A 17,030-nucleotide genomic window follows, 5' to 3' on the forward strand; every position below is an offset into this window, starting at 1 on the left:
TCGCAGGACCGCGCCGCCGTGACCCGCCCGAAATGGCTGGCAGCCTGGCAGCTCCGGGAGCGGTTCGCCGCGGGCCTGTCGGCGATGTACGCCGCCGAGGTGCCGGCATACGGCACCCTGGTCGAGGTCAGCGAGCAGGTCAACGCCGATTACGCGGCGGGCCATGCCGATGCCGAACGCTTCGGCTCGCTGCGGCGGGTCACCGCCGAGCGGCACGGCGCCATCCGGGTGGGCGGTCCGGCCGAACTGGTCGCCGTCGCCGACCTTTTCGCCGCGTTCGGCATGCTGCCGGTCGGCTACTACGACCTGCGGCGCGCCGCGTCCCCGGTCCCGGTGGTGTCGACCGCCTTCCGGCCGGTCGACCCAGAAGAGCTGTCCCGCAACCCCTTCCGGGTGTTCACCTCGATGCTGGCCACCCGCGACGCGCGCTACTTCGACGGCGACCTGCGCCGCCGCGTCGACGCCTTCGTGACCCGGCGCCGGCTGTTCGACCCCGCGCTGCTGGCCCAAGCGCGGGTCATCGCCGCCGCGGGCGGCTGCGACGCCGACCAGGCGCCGGGGTTCGTCGCGGCGGCCGTGGCGGCGTTCGCGTTGTCCGACGAACCGATCGAGCGGTCCTGGTACGACGAACTCGCCCGGGTCTCGGGCGTGGCCGCCGACATCGCCGGCGTCGGCACCACCCACATCAACCACCTCACGCCGCGGGTGCTCGACATCGACGAGTTGTACCGGCGGATGACCCGGCGCGGCATCACCATGATCGACGCGATCCAGGGCCCGCCCCGCACCGACGGCCCCGCGGTGCTGTTGCGCCAGACCTCGTTTCGCGCCCTGGCCGAACCCCGCCGCTTCCGCGACGACGGCCGCATCAGCACCGGGACGCTGCGGGTGCGCTTCGGCGAAGTGGAGGCGCGCGGCGTCGCGCTGACGCCGAAGGGCCGGCGACGCTACGACGCCGCGATGGGCGCTGCCGACCCGGCTGCGGTGTGGGCGCAGTACTTCCCGGGCACCGACGCGGAGATGGCCGCCGACGGGCTGGCCTATTACCGCGGCGGCGACCCGTCGGCGCCGATCGTCTACGAGGACTTCCTGCCCGCGTCGGCGGCGGGCATCTTCCGGTCGAACCTGGATGCCGACGCGGGCTTTGAAAACGGTGCCGCCCCCGACGATTCCGGCTACGACGCCGCCTGGCTGGCCGGGGCCATCGGCCGCGAGATCTACGACCCGTATGCCCTCTACGAAGCGCTCTCCCAGGAGGCACTCTGATGAATCTGCCGACCGCTGACCAACTGCGCGCCCGGGCGCGTGAGGCCCTGCGCGCGATGGGCGCCGATGTCGCGCTCGGCGAGCCGGACGGCCACGGGATGCCGGCCAGCACCCCGATCACCGGCGAGGTGTTGTTCACCATCGCGCCCACCACACCCGAGCGGGCCGAGCGGACGATCAGCGAAGCGGCCCAGGCGTTCTCGGTGTGGCGCGGCACACCGGCCCCGGTACGCGGCGCGCTGGTGGCCCGCCTCGGCGAGCTGCTGACCGCGCACCGCGGCGAGCTGGCCACCCTGGTGACCCTCGAGGTCGGCAAGATCACCTCCGAGGCCGCCGGCGAGGTGCAGGAGATGATCGACATCTGCCAGTTCGCGGTCGGCCTGTCGCGCCAGCTCTACGGCCGCACCATCGCCTCGGAACGCCCCGGCCACCGGCTGCTGGAGACCTGGCACCCGCTCGGTGTCGTCGGCGTGATCACCGCGTTCAACTTCCCGGTCGCGGTTTGGGCCTGGAACGCCGCGCTGGCCCTGGTGTGCGGGGACCCGGTGGTGTGGAAGCCCTCGGAGCTGACGCCGTTGACGGCGCTGGCCACCCAGTCGTTGATCGCCCGGGCCGCGGCCGACGTCGGCGCCCCGCCTGCGGTGAGCTCGCTGGTGCTAGGCGACCGCGACCTCGGCGAGCTGCTGGTGGACGACCCGCGCGTCGCGCTGGTGTCGGCGACCGGTTCGGTCCGGATGGGCCGGGCCGTCGGTCCCCGCGTCGCCGCGCGGTTCGGCCGGGTGCTGCTGGAGTTGGGCGGCAACAACGCCGCCATCGTGACGCCGTCGGCCGACCTGGACCTTGCGGTGCGCGCGGTGGTGTTCGCGGCCGCCGGCACCGCGGGGCAGCGCTGCACCACCCTGCGCCGGCTGATCGTCCACCGCTCGGTGGCCGACGAGGTGGTCGCGCGCGTCGCGTCCGCCTTCGGGCAGCTGCGCATCGGTGACCCGTCGGCGCCGGACACGCTGGTCGGACCGCTGATTCACGAGACCGCCTACCGCGACATGGTGGGGGCGCTCGAACAGGCGCGCGCCGACGGCGGCGAGGTGATCGGCGGCGAGCGCACCCATCCCGAGGCCCCCGAACACCCGAGTTCCTACTACGTCGCGCCGGCGCTGGTGCGGATGCCCGCGCAGACCGCCATCGTGGCCACCGAAACGTTCGCGCCCATCCTCTACGTGCTGACCTACGACGAGCTCGACGACGCGATCGCCCTCAACAACGCGGTGCCGCAGGGCCTTTCGTCGGCCATTTTCACCACCGACCTACGCGAGGCCGAGCGCTTCCTGGCCGAATCCGACTGCGGAATCGCCAATGTCAACATCGGCACGTCCGGCGCGGAGATCGGCGGCGCGTTCGGCGGAGAGAAGGAAACCGGCGGCGGACGCGAATCCGGCACCGATTCGTGGCAGGCCTACATGCGCCAAAGTACCAATACCGTCAATTATTCCGGCGAGTTACCGCTGGCCCAGGGCGTGAAGTTCGGATGAATCCAAAGTGGCCGGGGTCTCATGTCGTATGAGTACTATCTGACACATGCCGACTGCCCGCAGGCGCTTATCCCCCGAGGATCGACGCGCTGAGCTGCTCGCTTTAGGGGCAGAGGTCTTTGGGAAGCGGCCCTACGACGAGGTCCGCATCGACGAGATCGCGGAACGCGCCGGGGTGTCGCGGGCCCTGATGTATCACTACTTCCCCGACAAACGGGCATTCTTCGCGGCGGTGGTCAAGGACGAGGCCGACCGCCTGTACGAGAACACCAACATGGACGACGCCACCGGCCTGACCATGTACGAAGAGGTCCGCACCGGCGTCATGGCCTACATGGCCTACCACGAGCAGAACCCCGAGGCGGCGTGGGCCGCCTACGTCGGCCTGGGCCGGTCCGACCCGGTTCTGCTGGGCGTCGACGATGAAGCCAAGAACCGTCAGCTCGAGCACATCATGAGCCGGATCAGCGACCTGGTGGCCAAGACCCCCGCGGGGAAGCTGGAACCCGACGTCGAGCGGGACCTGCGGGTGATCTGCCACGGCTGGCTGGCGTTCACCTTCGAGTTGTGCCGGCAGCGCATCATCGACCCCACCACGAATGCCGATCGCCTCGCCGACGCGTGCGCGCACTCGCTGTTCGACGCCATCGCCCGGGTCCCCGAGATCCCCGAGGAACTGTCCCACGCGATGGCGACCGCTCGGATCGAGCCGCGCTAGCCGACGCCTTGTCGGTGCCCGTTGGCACCATGGACGGGTGAGCACTCGCGCCGACTCCGGGCCGCCCGGCCGCCCCGACCCGTTGGGCCGGTTCAGCGCCATCACCCGCGAGTGGTTCACCAGCACCTTCGACGCACCCACCACCGCGCAGGCCGACGCGTGGAACGCGATCGCCGACGGCCACAACACACTGGTGATCGCCCCGACCGGATCGGGTAAGACGCTGGCGGCGTTCCTGTGGGCGCTGGACAGCCTCGCCGCCTCGGCCGAGCGTCCGCCCGGCACCCGGGTCCTCTACGTCTCCCCGCTCAAGGCGCTGGCCGTCGACGTCGAGCGCAACCTGCGCACCCCCCTGGCCGGGCTCACCCGCATCGCCGAAAGCCGGGGCCTGCCCGCCCCCGACATCAGCGTCGGGGTCCGTTCCGGCGACACCCCGCCCGCCACCCGCCGCCAGCTGATCAACCGCCCGCCCGACGTGCTGATCACCACGCCCGAGTCGCTGTTCTTGATGCTCACCTCGGCCGCCCGCGAGACGCTGGCCGGCGTCCAGACCGTGATCGTCGACGAGATCCACGCCATCGCCGCCGGCAAGCGCGGCGCGCACCTGGCGGTGTCGCTGGAGCGCCTCCAGGATTTGACACAAGCGCTGCGCGAGGACAAGCCCGCCCAGCGCATCGGGTTGTCGGCCACGGTCCGCCCGCCCGAGGAGCTCGCCCGGTTCCTGTCCGGGCAGGCGCCGACAACCGTAGTGGCCCCGCCGTCGGCCAAGACGGTCGAGCTCAGCGTGCAGGTGCCGGTGCCGGACATGGCCAACCTGGCGAACAACACCATCTGGCCCGACGTGGAGAACCGCCTGGTCGACCTGATCGAATCGCACAATTCGACCATCGTGTTCGCCAACTCGCGGCGACTGGCCGAGCGGCTTACCGCCCGCCTCAACGAGATTCACGCCGAGCGCAGCGGCGTCGAACTCGCCACGGACGCCAACCCGAAGGTGGCCGGGGGCGCCCCGGCGCACATCATGGGCAGCGGCCAGACCTACGGCGCCGACCCGATACTGGCGCGCGCCCACCACGGCTCGGTCAGCAAGGAACAACGCGCCCTGGTCGAGGAGGACCTCAAGCGCGGGCTGCTCAAGGCTGTGGTGGCCACCTCCAGCCTGGAGCTGGGCATCGACATGGGCGCGGTCGATCTGGTGATCCAGGTGGAGGCGCCCCCGTCGGTGGCCAGCGGCCTGCAGCGCATCGGCCGGGCCGGCCACCAGGTCGGCGAGGTCTCGCAGGGGGTGCTGTTCCCCAAGCACCGGACCGACCTGATCGGCTGTGCGGTCAGCGTGCAGCGCATGCTGACCGGCCAGATCGAGACCATGCGGGTGCCCGCCAATCCGCTGGACATCCTGGCGCAGCAGACCGTCGCGGCGGCGGCGCTGGAACCGCTGGACGCCGATCGGTGGTTCGACACCGTCCGGCGGGCCGCCCCGTTCGCGACGCTGCCGCGCAGCGTCTACGAGGCCACCCTTGACCTGTTGAGCGGCAAGTACCCGTCCACCGAATTCGCCGAGCTGCGACCGCGATTGGTCTACGACCGCGACACCGGCACGCTGACCGCCCGGCCCGGCGCACAGCGGCTGGCCGTGACGTCGGGCGGCGCCATCCCCGATCGCGGGCTGTTCACGGTGTACCTGGCCTCCGAAGCCGAAAAGCCTTCGCGGGTGGGCGAACTCGAAGAGGAAATGGTCTACGAGTCGCGTCCCGGCGACGTCATCTCCCTGGGCGCCACCAGCTGGCGGATCACCGAGATCACCCACGACCGGGTGCTGGTGATCCCCGCCCCCGGCCAGCCCGCCCGGCTGCCGTTCTGGCGCGGCGACGGCCTGGGCCGCCCGGCCGAGCTGGGCGCCGCGCTCGGCGCCTTCACCGGCGAGCTGGCCGGCCTCAAGCGCGCGGCCTTCGACACCCGCTGCGCCGAGCTGGGTTTCGACGCGTATGCCACCGACAACCTGTGGGGCCTGCTCGAGGAGCAGCGCGGCGCCGCCGGGGTGGTGCCGACCGACACCACGCTGCTGGTCGAGCGGTTCCGCGACGAGCTGGGCGACTGGCGGGTGATCCTGCACTCGCCGTACGGGCTGCCGGTGAACGGGCCGCTGGCGCTGGCGGTGGCCCGCCGGCTGCGCGAGCGCTACGGCATCGACGAGAAGCCCACCGCGTCGGACGACGGCGTCGTGGTGCGGCTGCCCGACACCATTTCGGATTTCGCGTCGGAGGCCGGGACCGAAACCCCGCCCGGCGCCGACCTTTTCGTCTTCGACGCCGAGGAGATCGACCCGATCGTCACCGCCGAGGTGGGCGGCTCGGCGCTGTTCGCGTCGCGGTTCCGCGAGTGCGCGGCGCGCGCCCTGCTGTTGCCGCGCCGGCATCCCGGGCGCCGCTCGCCGCTGTGGCAACAGCGCCAGCGCGCCGCCCAGTTACTGGAGGTGGCCCGCAAATACCCCGACTTCCCGGTGGTGCTGGAGACCATCCGCGAATGCCTGCAGGACGTCTACGACGTTCCCGCCCTGACCCGGCTGATGACCGGCATCGCGCAGCGGCGGGTGCGGGTGCTCGAGGTCGAGACGCAACGGCCGTCGCCGTTCGCGGCGTCGCTGCTGTTCGGCTATGTCGGCGCGTTCATGTACGAGGGCGACAGCCCGCTGGCCGAGCGCCGGGCGGCCGCGCTGTCACTGGACAGCACGCTGCTGGCCGAGCTGTTGGGCCGGGTGGAGCTGCGTGACCTGCTCGACCCCGAGATCATCGCCGCCACCGGCCGCCAGCTCCAGCACCTCGCGCCGGACCGGGCCGCCCGCGACGCCGAGGCGGTGGCGGACCTGCTGCGGCTGCTGGGCCCGCTGACCGAGGACGAGGTGGCCGCCCGCGCCGGCGGCGCCGACGTGGGAGGTTGGCTGGAGGGGCTACGCGCGGCCCGGCGCGCGCTGACGGTGTCGTTCGCCGGCCGCAGCTGGTGGGTGGCCATCGAGGACATCGGCCGACTGCGCGACGGCATCGGCATCGCGGTCCCCCTCGGCGTGCCGGCCGCCTTCACCGAGGAGGTGGCCGACCCGCTGGGTGAACTGCTGGGCCGCTACGCGCGCACCCACACCCCGTTCACCACGGCCGAGGCCGCCACCCGGTTCGGGCTGGGGCTGCGGGTGACCGCCGACATCCTGGGCCGGCTGGCCGGTGACGGCCGGCTGGTGCGCGGTGACTTCGTCGCCGCGGCCGAGGCGGACGGGGCGCCCGTGGCCGGCGGCGAACAATGGTGCGACGCCGAGGTGCTGCGCATCCTACGGCGGCGGTCCCTGGCGGCGCTGCGTGCCCAGGTCGAGCCGGTCAGCACCGCCGCCTACGGCCGGTTCCTGCCGGCCTGGCATCGCGTGGGCTCCGCCGAATCATCGCGCTCGCCAAGCCATTCCGGGTTGGACGGCCTGATGTCGGTGATCGATCAGCTGGCCGGTGTGCGGATGCCCGCCTCGGCGGTCGAGCCGCTGGTGCTGGCGCCCCGGGTCCGCGACTACTCCCCCGCGCTGCTCGACGAGCTGCTCGCCACCGGCGAGGTCACCTGGTCGGGGGCCGGGTCGATTTCGACCGGCGACGGCTGGATCGCGTTGCACCCCAGCGAATCCGCGCCGCTGACCCTGGCCGGGCCGGCGGACATCGAGCTGGGCGACGCCCACCGCGCCGTCCTGGACACGCTGGCCCCGGGCGGCGCCTATTTCTTCCGCCAGCTCACCCAGAGCGGGTTCGGCGAGTCCGAGCTCAAAGCCGCGTTGTGGGAACTGATCTGGGCCGGCTGGATCACCGGCGACACGTTCGCCCCGGTGCGCGCCCTGCTCGGTGGCACCGGAAGCCGCAAGCGCTCGGCACCCGCGCACCGGTCGCACCGGCCGCCGCGGCTGAGCCGCTACAGCGTCGCGCATCCCCACTCCCGGCCCGCCGACCCGACCGTGGCCGGCCGGTGGTCGATCCTGCCGGCCCCGGAGCCGGACTCCACGCTGCGCGCCCACTACCAGGCCGAGCTCCTGCTGGGCCGCCACGGCGTGCTGACCCGCGGCGCGGTGGCCGCCGAGGGCGTGCCCGGCGGGTTCGCCACGCTGTACAAGGTGCTGAGCACCTTCGAGGACGCGGGCCGCTGCCAGCGCGGCTACTTCATCGAGTCGCTGGGCGGGGCGCAGTTCGCGGTCGCGTCGACCGTCGACCGGCTGCGCGCCTACTCCGACGGGGTCGACCCGGAACGGCCCGAGTACCGGGCGGTCGCGCTGGCCGCCGCGGACCCGGCCAACCCCTACGGCGCCGCGCTGCCGTGGCCGGGCGCCCGCGGCGAGGGGGCCCGCCCGGGCCGCAAGGCCGGCGCGCTGGTGGTGCTGGTCGACGGCGAGCTGGCCTGGTTCCTCGAGCGCGGCGGCCGGTCGCTGCTCACCTTCACCGACGACCCGGCCGCCCAGCACGCCGCGGCCACCGCGCTGGCCGACCTGGTCGCCTCCCGCCGCGTCGCGTCGATCCTGGTCGAACGCATCGACGGCGCGCCGGCATTGCAGCCAAACGCGGGCGGGCCCGGCCCGGCCGACGCCCTGTCCGACGCCGGATTCGCCCGCACGCCGCGCGGGATGCGGCTGCGCTGACATGCCCGAGGGTGACACCGTCTGGCACACCGCCGCCGTGCTGCGCGAGCATTTGGTCGGCGGCACGCTGACCCGCTGCGACATCCGGGTGCCGCGGTTCGCCACCGTCGATCTCACCGGGCAGGTGGTCGACGAGGTGCTCAGCCGCGGCAAGCACCTGTTCATCCGGGTGGGGCCGGCCAGCATTCACTCGCACCTGAAAATGGACGGCAGCTGGCGGGTCGGCAAGCGCGCGCAGCGCGTCGACCACCGGGCGCGCATCATCCTGGAAACCGCCACCGCCCGGGCGGTCGGCGTCGACCTGGGGGTGCTGGAGGTCCTGGAACGCGACCGCGACGGCGACGCCGTCGCGCACCTGGGCCCCGACCTGCTGGGCGAAGATTGGGATCCGGCCCTGGCCGCGGCCAATCTGACCGCGGACCCGGACCGGCCGATCGCCGAGGCGCTGCTGGACCAGCGGGTGCTGGCCGGGGTCGGCAACGTGTACAGCAACGAATTGTGTTTCCTCACCGGGCATCTGCCCACCGCGCCGGTGCGTGACATCGCCGATCCCCGCCGGCTGGTCTCGCGCGCCCGGGACATGTTGTGGCTCAACAGGTTCCGCTGGAACCGGTGCACCACAGGCGACACCCGGGCGGGCCGGCAGCTATGGGTCTACGGGCGATCGGGCCAGCCCTGCCGCCGCTGCGGCACCGCGGTCGAGTTCGACGTCGCGACGGAACGGGTGACCTACTGGTGCCCGTCGTGCCAGCGCTGAGGCGCTAGTCGCGATGGCGGCGACCCCCGGCGCCCGGCTTCGCCGCGCTTGCGATCACAGCTAGTCGCGGGCGTGCGCGAGGAAGAACTGGGCGATGGCCTCGGACCCGTCCAGCGCGCGGGTGGTGGGGCCGATGACGGCCGCCGGCAGGTACTGCTTGCCGCCCGGCCAGGTGTGCCCGCCGCGGTCGATCTTGTAGAACACCACCTCGGTGTTGGCCGCGCACCCGGTGGACTCGTAGCGGTGCACGACGGTGCCGTCGCGGACATCGGGCAGCGCCTCCATGGCCGGATCGCCCTGGCAGCCGTCGGCCGAACGCCACTTGTCCACCATGGTGTCCGCCGAGATGGAATGGCTCAGCCCGCCGCGCCCGCGCACCGCCCCACCCTTGAAGGGCACCAGCGGGTCGGCCGTGCCGTGGGCCTCCCAGACCGCCACCGGCTGTGACGGGTTGCAAGCCACCCCGACGCCCAGGGTGCCGGCCACCGGGGCGACCGCGGCGAAGACGTCGGCCCGGTCGCACGCCAGCCGGTTGCTCATGAAGCCGCCGTTGGACATCCCGGTGACGAACACGTGCCCGGGCGCGACGCCGTAGTCGTGCTGCACCTTGGTCACCAGCCCGACCAGAAATGCCACATCGTTGATGTGGTGGCGATCGGCGGGCGAGGCGCCGCGCCCGTCGGCCCAGCTCTTGTCGTAACCGTCGGGGTAAACCACCAGCAGGTTGTGGGCGTCAGCAACGGTGTCGAAGCCCGTCAGGGCGCGCTGCGAGATCCCGCTACCACCGCCGCCGTGCAAACTGAGCACCAGCCCGACGGGGTCGCCCGCCGGCACGTGCAACATGTAGGTTCGGTCCATGCCGCCGGATCGAAAGGTGCCCGGAATGTCTCGAGCGCTCGCCGCCGACACGTGCCGCACGCCGCAGCCGACCACGCATATCGCCACCACAGCGAGCCACAGCCACCGCCCGTATGCCATGTCGTCAGATCACCGGCAGCGCGCCGGCGCGGGCTCGCCGGTAACGCGCGTCCGACGCGGGAGCAAACCCTTGTGTGGCACACACCGCATTATCGGCGATCCCGCACCCGGCGGCACCGCGACATGCAAGCATTCGAACTAGCCCCGCCTTCAGCAAGCGACGGCACTTCTGTTCCACGGGAGTATCAGAAATGACGACCACCCAGATACGCAAGCCCGTCCGGGCGCGCTCGATCCTGGCGATCGGCGTCGCGCCGGTGGCCGGGCTGCTCGGCGTGCTGGCCGCATCCACGACCGCGAACGCCACGTCTGCCGATGACGCATTTCTAGCCGCGCTGAAAGCCAAGGGCATCAACTACGAGTCGCCCGACACCGCGGTCAACTCCGGGCACACCGTGTGCCACGAACTCGACATGGGCCAGACACCGGAACAGGTCGCCAACAACGTGTTGTCCAGCAGCACCCTGGACAGCTACCACGCCGGCTATTTCGTCGGGGTCAGCATCAAGGCGTATTGCCCCAAGTACGCGGATTCGGCCGCTTCTTCCGGATCCTGAAATTTACCGCCGGTTGACAGGTTCGTGATGCAACCGCGAAAAAATTTCAGGTATCGCAAAACGAAGAAGCTCAGGGCCGAACATGATTCCCAAACTTTTGCTCGGTGTGGCGGGCGTTGCAATCGCGCTCGGCGCATCCGGCTGGGCCACGGCCTCGGCGGCCATCGACCCCAACCCCTTCAGCCATCTCAGTTGTGCCTGCCAGGATTCGGATCCGCCGGGCAGCCCGGCCCTGCGGGACAACATCAATCAGGGCCTGCACCAAGGCATTTCGGCGCCGTCCGTGGTGGAGTAGCCCCGGTTTCCTACAGCCAATCGCGCCGCTTGAACATCACGTAGAGCACCACCATCAAAACGAGTATCACGCCGGTGCTGGCCGCGAATCCGGCATGGGTGCCGAAGCCGGGGTAGGGCACGTTCTGTCCGTAGAAGCCGGTGATGGCCGTCGGCACGGCGATGATGGCCGCCCATCCCGTCAGCTTCTTCATGACCGTGTTCAATCGGGCGTCCTGTAGCGACAGATTGGTCTCGAAAATGGTGGTGACCATGTCGCGCAACGACTCCGTCCATTCCGAGACCCGCAGCACGTGGTCGTACAGGTCGGCGTACAGCGGGTCCAATTGCCGATCGGATCCGTCCGAAATGCGGTGGTGCTGTATGGCATTGACGACCTCGCGCATGGGCAGGGCCACCCGCCGCAGGTTCACCAGGTCCCTGCGCAGCCGGAACGTGCGGCGCTGGAAGACGCCCTTGCGGGGTCTGCCGTCGAACAGTTCGTCCTCGATGGCCTCGATGGAGTCGTCCAGGGCTTCGACCGCCGTGAAGTGGCTGTCGACCACCACGTCGAGCAGCCCGTGCACCAACGCGCCGACGCCGTAGCGTTGGCCGCCGATCTCCTGCCACCGGCGGGTCACCTGGGCCATGTCGAAGTCGGGCGTCAGCCGCACGGTGATCAGCCCCTGCGGCAGCACGAATCCCGAGATGCGTTGCATCGACAGCATCCGCTCAGGCGTATCGACGGAAGCGGTTGCGACGTCGACGGCGTAGACCGTGAAGAAGGTGTGGCTTTCATAGGCGGTGACCTTGACCCGCTCGGCCGCGGCGACCGCGTCCTCGACCGCCCAGTGGTTCAGCCCGAGTTCGTCGGCCAGCCCGCACAGGGTGTCGTGGTCCGGTTCGCACAGGTCGGCCCACACCAGGGTGTCGGGTTCGGTGAGGTAGTCCGAGATCTTGTCGAACTCGAAGCCGTCCTGCGCCTTGCCGCCGCGCCACACCTGGCCGACAACATTCGAAGCGATCTGCACCCCGACATCTTCTCAACCGTTGTTCACGATCGGTAAACCCGCCAGCCACTCACCCGCGCCGCGGCCGCCGACTGGCCGTGCTGATCTTGTGCGATGGAGCGATCAAACCGGTTGCAACTCAAGCCTTATCGGGCCGTGTCCGAGCACGTCGACGGCGCCTGGTGGCCGCGGTCGACGACCCTGGTCGACGAGCTGCCGGGCCTGGCGGCCTCGCTGTCCGACCGGCTGGGGCGGATCGTCATGGTGGGGTATCACCGCAACGGCTGGCACGACACGCCGGCGCTGGCGCAAATCGACGGGCACGCAATCGAATTGCTCGGCTTCACCAGCGACGAGCCGACCAGCGTCATCGTGATGGGCGACAGCGGCCGCCACCTCACGCTGCATGTCATCCGGCCCGACACCGAGGAGGACGCCGCCCGCCGGGAACTCGACGCGGTGCGCGCCCCCGCCGCCGCGGTGTCGAGGCGCGTCCCGGCCGCGGTGGGCCGGTCGGTGGGGGACGTGGCCGAGAAGCTGGCCCGCCACGAGGGGCTCGGCGACGAACGGCGCACCGCTCAGATCAGGCGCTGGTGCGACGAGACGGCGCAACGGTTCATCGACGCACCGGTGCAGACCTTCGTCCCCATCCTGGTCGAGCACATCGTCCGCAACCGCATGATGGAGTCGCGCAGCCGGCGCTATCCGGCCGACGGCGGCCTGTGCATCACGGTGCCCGGAAGCTCGGCGCCGTACTCGATATCGTCGTAGTCGCGTCCCTTGCGCCGCCGGCCGCTCGCCGCGCCGCGGGCCGGGCGCATCGGGGCCATCGGGAGCATGGGCGTCTGACCCGGCCCGGCCGGCAGCGGGGAGGCCGCCGACACCAGTTGCACCGGCGCCGAAGACCCCAGCATGCCTACCGTCGCGGGCGGCATGGTCAGGTTGCCGAGCGAGATGCCGATGCCCAGCGTCGCGCGCGGCGCCATCGACGATCCGACGGCACTGACCAGGCTCGCGTCGGCCGCCGACAAGTCGGCCGTTGCCTCGGACAGGCCGCCGAAGACGTCGGCGGCGACGCCGCCCTGCAGCGCCTGGGCGGTGTTGACCTGGGCGAGGTAGGCGAGCAGGTTGACCGGGAATCCGCCGGCGATGAACTGCCATCCCCAGACGCTGAAGTACCTGAACCAGCCCGAGTCCGGATCCAGGCCGAAGGCGCTGGAGGCCGCGAGATCTTCGCTGGCCCCGGAGATGTCGGCGGCCGTCATGATCCCGGAGTCGGTCGTCGTCGTGGCGGGCACCAGCGTGGTTTGGATCGTCACGCCCGCCGGATTGGTGACCGGCGGCGGCGGTGTGAAGGTCGGCGGCTGCACGGCGCTCGCCGAGGTGGCGGCGTAGCGGATCATCGCCGCCGAGTTGTTCACCCACATGGCCTGATATTCGGCCTCGGTTTCGGCGATGGCCGGGTAGTTGACCCCGAAGAAGTTGGTGGCCAACAACATTGCAAGCCGCGCCCGGTTGGCGGCGACCAGCGAGGGATGCACCACCGTCCAGTGCGTCAACTCGAACGCCGTGGTCATCACCTGCACCGAGGTGGCGACCTGCTGGCACTGCTGGGCGGTGACACGCAACCAGTCGAGGTAGGGTTCGAGCGCCTGGGCCATCGCCAGGGCGGACGGGCCGTGCCACGTCGTCATCAGCTCCGACAACTCCGCCGTGTAGCTGGTGGCGGATTGCTCGAGCTCGGCGCTGAGCTCCTGCCAGACGGCGGCGGCTTCGATCCATGACCAAGCACCGGGTCCAGAGTGGATCAGCGCCGAAGTGACCTCCGGCGGCAGTATCCCGAAATCCATGAACCTTTACCTTGGGGAAGAACGTGGTTGGGGCGAACGCGCTGCGTCGGCCCGTCTGGTAATCGCAGAGTGAGTGACGGCGGGATACCGTGGCGTCCTGCTGCTGGTCGCCGTCGACCTGCCCGGTGGCGGTGTACGGCGTCCGCAGTCGCGGGGCGCCATCGTCAGGGTCATCCCGCCGATGGGTTTCGAGGCATCACTTTGCCTTTGACCTCCTGGCCGAGGGCAACGTCCTCGTACTTCTGCTGTTTGCGTTTTCGCCAGCCGGTGCCCGCCGAGGCCGCCGTCGGCGGCACCATCATCGGCATCAGCGGGAATCCGGATTCCGCCGCGGGCAGCGGCGAGGCCGCGGACGCGAGCTGCACCCCGGTCTGGGTCCCCGGCAACAGCCCCACCACGGCGGGGGGCGCGGTCAGCTTGCCCAGCGACACCCCGACGCCCATCGCGCCGGTCGGCGCCATTGCCGCGCCGACGTCCTTGACGGCGCTGGACAGGCTCGCGGTCGCCGCGCCCAGGCCCTCGGACAGGCCGGTGCCGATGTCGCCGCCCACGCTCTGCAGCGCGCTGGCCGACGAGTTCTGCGCCAGGTAGCTGAGCATGTTGATGGGGAAGCCGGACGAGATGAACTGGTTGCCCCAGGTGCTCCAGTAGCCGAACCACCCGCTGTTCGGGTCGCCGTCGCTGCCGAAGATGCCGCCGAGCGACGAGTCCGCGCCCAACAGGCTTTGGCTCACGTTGCCGGCGTCCAAGAGCTGGGCTTGGGTCACCGCTTCCTCTTGGTTGGCGGTGCCGTCCGGGCTGGTGTCGGGAAGGGGCGAACTGAACTTCGACAGCTGCGTGGTCGCCTGCGAGGACGACGCCTGGTAGCGGCTCATCGCCGCCGAGTTGTTCGCCCACATGGTCTGGTATTCGTTCTCGGTCTCGGCGATGGCGGCCGTGTTGGTGCCGAACCGGTTGGTGGCCAGCAGCTGCGCCAGTCGTGTCCGGTTAGCGGTGACCACCGCCGGAGGCACTATCGACGCGCGGGCGGCGGTGAACGCCGACGCGGCGGCCTCGGCCGAGGTGGCCAGCTGCGCGGATTGCTGCGCGGTCTCGCGCAGCCAGAGCAGGTAGGGCTGGACGGACTGCAGCATCGCCGTCGCCGACGGCCCGTCCCAGGACTCGATCAGCGACGACAGCGTCGAGGCATAGGTGGAGACCGAATTCTCCAGCTCGACGGCCACACGTTGCCACGCTCCGGCGGCCTCGATCAGCGAGCCCGCGCCCGGCCCGGTGTGGATGAGCGTCGAGGTGACCTCGGGGGGTGCAAAAAGATCCATCACGTCTCACAATGCCCACGCTGAGAACACCTCAGCAAATTTGCGTTGACCGGGCCGCGAAGAACCCTGAAACTCTGCACGTCGAAGCCCGTCACCTGCGGTCGGTACCTCCCAGTTCGACTGCCCGGTGTTAGGACACCCTATACCCAAAGCTGAGGGCGATTTGACATTTGCTGGCCAGGGGCACTACTCGAAAACGGCCGCCTCACTACACGGTCACCGAGGCGCCGCGGTTCACCGCGACGATCCGGTCCCCCAAGCCGCGGTGCTGCATCTCGCGGGTGAAGTCGGCCAGCGGCGACGCGAAGACGCCGTAATCGTCGAAGTGCACCGGGATGGCCTTCGGTAGGGCCAGCATCGCGACGAGCTCGGCGCCCTGGCGGCCGTCCATGGTCACGGTCAGCCCGAACGGCAGCCGCCCGCCGGCCGGCAGCCGGGTGCCGCCGAGGTGCAGCATGCCCGCGTCGATCGGGTCGAACCGGGCGGGGATCTCCTTGAGTTCCTCGATCAGCAGGGTGTCCCCGGAGATGTAGAGCCGGCGGCGGGGCGCTGCAGGGCCTTCCCCGAACTCCACCATGGTGCCCATCACCGGCGGGAGTAGGCGCTGGCTCCATCCCGGCGCGTGACGCCCGGGCAGCGACGTGAGGGTCAGCGTGGTGCCGCCTTTGGTCATCGTGTGCTGCTGCCAGGTCCGCAGGCCGCGCGCCTGGGCGAACCCGCGCCTGTGCAGCCGTTGGGCGGCGTGCGGGGTGGTGACGACGGGCAAACCGTGGTCGAGGCCCCGCTGCGACACCCTGTCCCAGTGATCGCCGTGCATGTGTGACAGCACGATCGCGTCGATCGGCGGGAGCTCGTCGATGCGCAACGCCGGCTCCTTGAGCCGCTTGGACACCAGCCCGTGGCCAAGGTAGGCGCGTTGCCCCCGGTGCAGAAAGTTGGGATCGGTCAGCAGCGTCAGCCCACCCGCCGAGATGAGGGTGGTGGCGTTGCCGACATAAGTGACGGTGATGTCCATAGCCGCTGGCTACCCCGTCCCGCGCCGTCCATGCCGCTAGAAGGGCGGCGGGTCGTCGGCGCTCGGCGGAGCGGGCCCGTAATTTTCGGACCCGGTCGCTCTTTCGGGCATGGTCGGGGTTTGGGCCCGCCGGGCCAGCCGGCTGTCGCGGTTGTGATGGCGTTCGGTGGCCACGCGCGCGGCGCGGTCCTGGGCGCGGGTGCGGCGGCGTTTGGGCATCATCGCCGTGCGCTCGGCGCAGTAGTCGCGGGGCAGGTCGGCTTCGGTGACCGATATCGCGCCGGTGGGCGCGCATAGCTGGGGGAACAGCAGCGCGCTGCCTGGCGTGGTGACATGGATGCGTCCGGCCGGCGAGGTCAGGATCAGGGTGCCGTCGGGCAGCTGCTGTTCCTGCCAGCCCCAGAAGGTTTTCACCAGATGATGGGTGCGGCACAGCGCCTTGAGGTTCGAGGCGTGCGTCGGCCCGCCGTCGGCGTAGGGGATCGTATGGTCGAGGTCGCAGTTCACCGCGGGCTGATCACAGCCGGGCCAACGACACGTCAAATCCCGACACCGCACAAAATCGGCCAGCGCCTTGGACGGCACATAACCCGGCTCCGGCGGCGCATCACCGGGATGAACCAGCGGCACCAGCGTGGCCGAGCCGGCCAGCTCGGCGACCAGCTCCGGTGAGATCAGGCCCTCGGCGCCCAGCTCGCAGGCCGGCGCCAAGCCGCAACCATCCAGGGCGGCCCGCTCGGCGACCACATGAATCACCACCGGGCCCGCGGGCCGTTTGCCGGCCACACAGTCGGCGCGCCCGCAGCGACAGCCCAGCCGGTCCGCCCCGCCCGCCAGCGCTCCCAGCGCATCGGCGCGGCGCTGCGCGCGGGTGCGCGGGTCGTGCTCACACACCGTGGCCGCCAACGCGTTCAGGCGCCGGTCCAGCGCATGGGCGTCCGGGGCGAGCAGGGTGCCCTCCAGATGCGCCAACCCCTCCCCCATGTCGGCGACCCACACCTCACGCCCGGCCGCGCGCTCCTTGCGGCGCCGCACCGCATCCGCATCAGCGCGAGCCACCACCTTGTCCACCTGCGCGGCCAGCCGGCCCTGGCTCAGTGACGG

At 71.0% G+C, this 17,030-nt stretch carries 14 protein-coding genes; 8 read left to right on the forward strand and 6 right to left on the reverse strand.

Annotated elements, in window-relative coordinates; all coding sequences use genetic code 11:
* Window positions 1-18 precede the first annotated feature (18 nt).
* From A5624_RS17410 to nei2, 5 genes are read left to right on the forward strand one after another with little or no spacing between them, the layout of a single operon-like run.
* The gene (locus A5624_RS17410; RefSeq protein ID WP_066868555.1) at window positions 19-1,266 is read left to right on the forward strand and encodes a VOC family protein; all 1,248 of its coding nucleotides are present in this window, start codon (window positions 19-21) and stop codon (window positions 1,264-1,266) included.
* Window positions 1,266-2,795, forward strand: a complete 1,530-nt coding sequence (locus tag A5624_RS17415; RefSeq protein ID WP_066868557.1) for an aldehyde dehydrogenase family protein — start codon at window positions 1,266-1,268, stop codon at window positions 2,793-2,795. Before A5624_RS17410 ends, A5624_RS17415 begins: the two co-directional genes overlap by 1 nt.
* Before the next feature lie 46 nt (window positions 2,796-2,841).
* A complete protein-coding gene (locus A5624_RS17420) occupies window positions 2,842-3,513 on the forward strand; it encodes a TetR/AcrR family transcriptional regulator (protein WP_066868563.1) in 672 nt (223 codons plus the stop codon).
* Between the two features lie 37 nt (window positions 3,514-3,550).
* Window positions 3,551-8,167 (forward strand): ATP-dependent helicase, encoded by a 4,617-nt coding sequence (locus A5624_RS17425; RefSeq protein ID WP_066868564.1) that lies wholly within the window; start codon window positions 3,551-3,553, stop codon window positions 8,165-8,167.
* 1 nt (window position 8,168) lies between these two features.
* Window positions 8,169-8,924 (forward strand): endonuclease VIII Nei2, encoded by a 756-nt coding sequence (nei2, locus tag A5624_RS17430; protein WP_066868565.1) that lies wholly within the window; start codon window positions 8,169-8,171, stop codon window positions 8,922-8,924.
* Between the two features lie 60 nt (window positions 8,925-8,984).
* On the opposite strand, the gene A5624_RS17435 is transcribed toward nei2, so the two are convergent.
* Entirely contained in the window at window positions 8,985-9,902 is a 918-nt protein-coding gene (locus A5624_RS17435) for a PHB depolymerase family esterase (RefSeq protein WP_066868566.1), read from the reverse strand.
* 191 nt (window positions 9,903-10,093) lie between these two features.
* Here A5624_RS17435 and A5624_RS17440 point away from each other — a divergent pair, with 191 nt between their 5' ends.
* Both A5624_RS17440 and A5624_RS17445 read left to right on the forward strand, forming a co-directional pair.
* Window positions 10,094-10,459 (forward strand): DUF732 domain-containing protein, encoded by a 366-nt coding sequence (locus A5624_RS17440; protein WP_066868567.1) that lies wholly within the window; start codon window positions 10,094-10,096, stop codon window positions 10,457-10,459.
* Between the two features lie 82 nt (window positions 10,460-10,541).
* Window positions 10,542-10,754 (forward strand): hypothetical protein, encoded by a 213-nt coding sequence (locus A5624_RS17445; protein WP_066868568.1) that lies wholly within the window; start codon window positions 10,542-10,544, stop codon window positions 10,752-10,754.
* Window positions 10,755-10,764: 10 nt separating this feature from the next.
* Here the strand turns inward: A5624_RS17445 and A5624_RS17450 are convergent, their stop codons facing one another.
* Entirely contained in the window at window positions 10,765-11,763 is a 999-nt protein-coding gene (locus tag A5624_RS17450) for a magnesium transporter CorA family protein (RefSeq protein WP_066868573.1), read from the reverse strand.
* A gap of 93 nt (window positions 11,764-11,856) precedes the next feature.
* Between A5624_RS17450 and A5624_RS17455 the strand changes: the two genes are divergently transcribed.
* Window positions 11,857-12,513, forward strand: a complete 657-nt coding sequence (locus A5624_RS17455; protein WP_082990595.1) for a DUF5994 family protein — start codon at window positions 11,857-11,859, stop codon at window positions 12,511-12,513.
* Here the strand turns inward: A5624_RS17455 and A5624_RS17460 are convergent.
* The 4 genes from A5624_RS17460 to A5624_RS17475 all read right to left on the reverse strand — a co-directional run.
* Entirely contained in the window at window positions 12,444-13,592 is a 1,149-nt protein-coding gene (locus tag A5624_RS17460) for a PPE family protein (protein WP_066868577.1), read from the reverse strand. The two genes, A5624_RS17455 and A5624_RS17460, sit on opposite strands and share 70 nt — an antisense overlap.
* Before the next feature lie 170 nt (window positions 13,593-13,762).
* Window positions 13,763-14,911 carry a PPE family protein gene (locus A5624_RS17465; protein WP_066868582.1) on the reverse strand — a complete coding sequence of 383 codons (1,149 nt, stop codon included), beginning with the start codon at window positions 14,909-14,911 and terminating at the stop codon, window positions 13,763-13,765.
* Window positions 14,912-15,119: 208 nt separating this feature from the next.
* Window positions 15,120-15,926: an MBL fold metallo-hydrolase gene (locus A5624_RS17470; protein WP_066868584.1), complete on the reverse strand. Its 807-nt coding sequence runs from the start codon at window positions 15,924-15,926 to the stop codon at window positions 15,120-15,122.
* 36 nt (window positions 15,927-15,962) lie between these two features.
* Window positions 15,963-17,030, reverse strand: a 1,068-nt coding sequence (locus tag A5624_RS17475) for an HNH endonuclease signature motif containing protein (protein ID WP_066868591.1), incomplete at its 5' end; no start/stop codon positions are given.

Origin of the sequence: Mycobacterium sp. 1482292.6, from assembly GCF_001672995.1 — a bacterium.
GTDB classification, from domain to species: Bacteria; Actinomycetota; Actinomycetes; order Mycobacteriales; family Mycobacteriaceae; genus Mycobacterium; species Mycobacterium europaeum_A.

Bases quoted from the DNA above. Each gene is read 5' to 3' on its own strand.
- A5624_RS17415 (WP_066868557.1), top strand. From the start codon at position 1,266: ATGAATCTGCCGACCGCTGACCAACTGCGCGCCCGGGCGCGTGAGGCC.
- A5624_RS17420 (WP_066868563.1), top strand. From the start codon at position 2,842: ATGCCGACTGCCCGCAGGCGCTTATCCCCCGAGGATCGACGCGCTGAG.
- nei2 (WP_066868565.1), top strand. From the start codon at position 8,169: ATGCCCGAGGGTGACACCGTCTGGCACACCGCCGCCGTGCTGCGCGAG.
- A5624_RS17435 (WP_066868566.1), bottom strand. From the start codon at position 9,902: ATGGCATACGGGCGGTGGCTGTGGCTCGCTGTGGTGGCGATATGCGTG.
- A5624_RS17440 (WP_066868567.1), top strand. From the start codon at position 10,094: ATGACGACCACCCAGATACGCAAGCCCGTCCGGGCGCGCTCGATCCTG.
- A5624_RS17445 (WP_066868568.1), top strand. From the start codon at position 10,542: ATGATTCCCAAACTTTTGCTCGGTGTGGCGGGCGTTGCAATCGCGCTC.
- A5624_RS17455 (WP_082990595.1), top strand. From the start codon at position 11,857: ATGGAGCGATCAAACCGGTTGCAACTCAAGCCTTATCGGGCCGTGTCC.
- A5624_RS17460 (WP_066868577.1), bottom strand. From the start codon at position 13,592: ATGGATTTCGGGATACTGCCGCCGGAGGTCACTTCGGCGCTGATCCAC.
- A5624_RS17465 (WP_066868582.1), bottom strand. From the start codon at position 14,911: ATGGATCTTTTTGCACCCCCCGAGGTCACCTCGACGCTCATCCACACC.
- A5624_RS17470 (WP_066868584.1), bottom strand. From the start codon at position 15,926: ATGGACATCACCGTCACTTATGTCGGCAACGCCACCACCCTCATCTCG.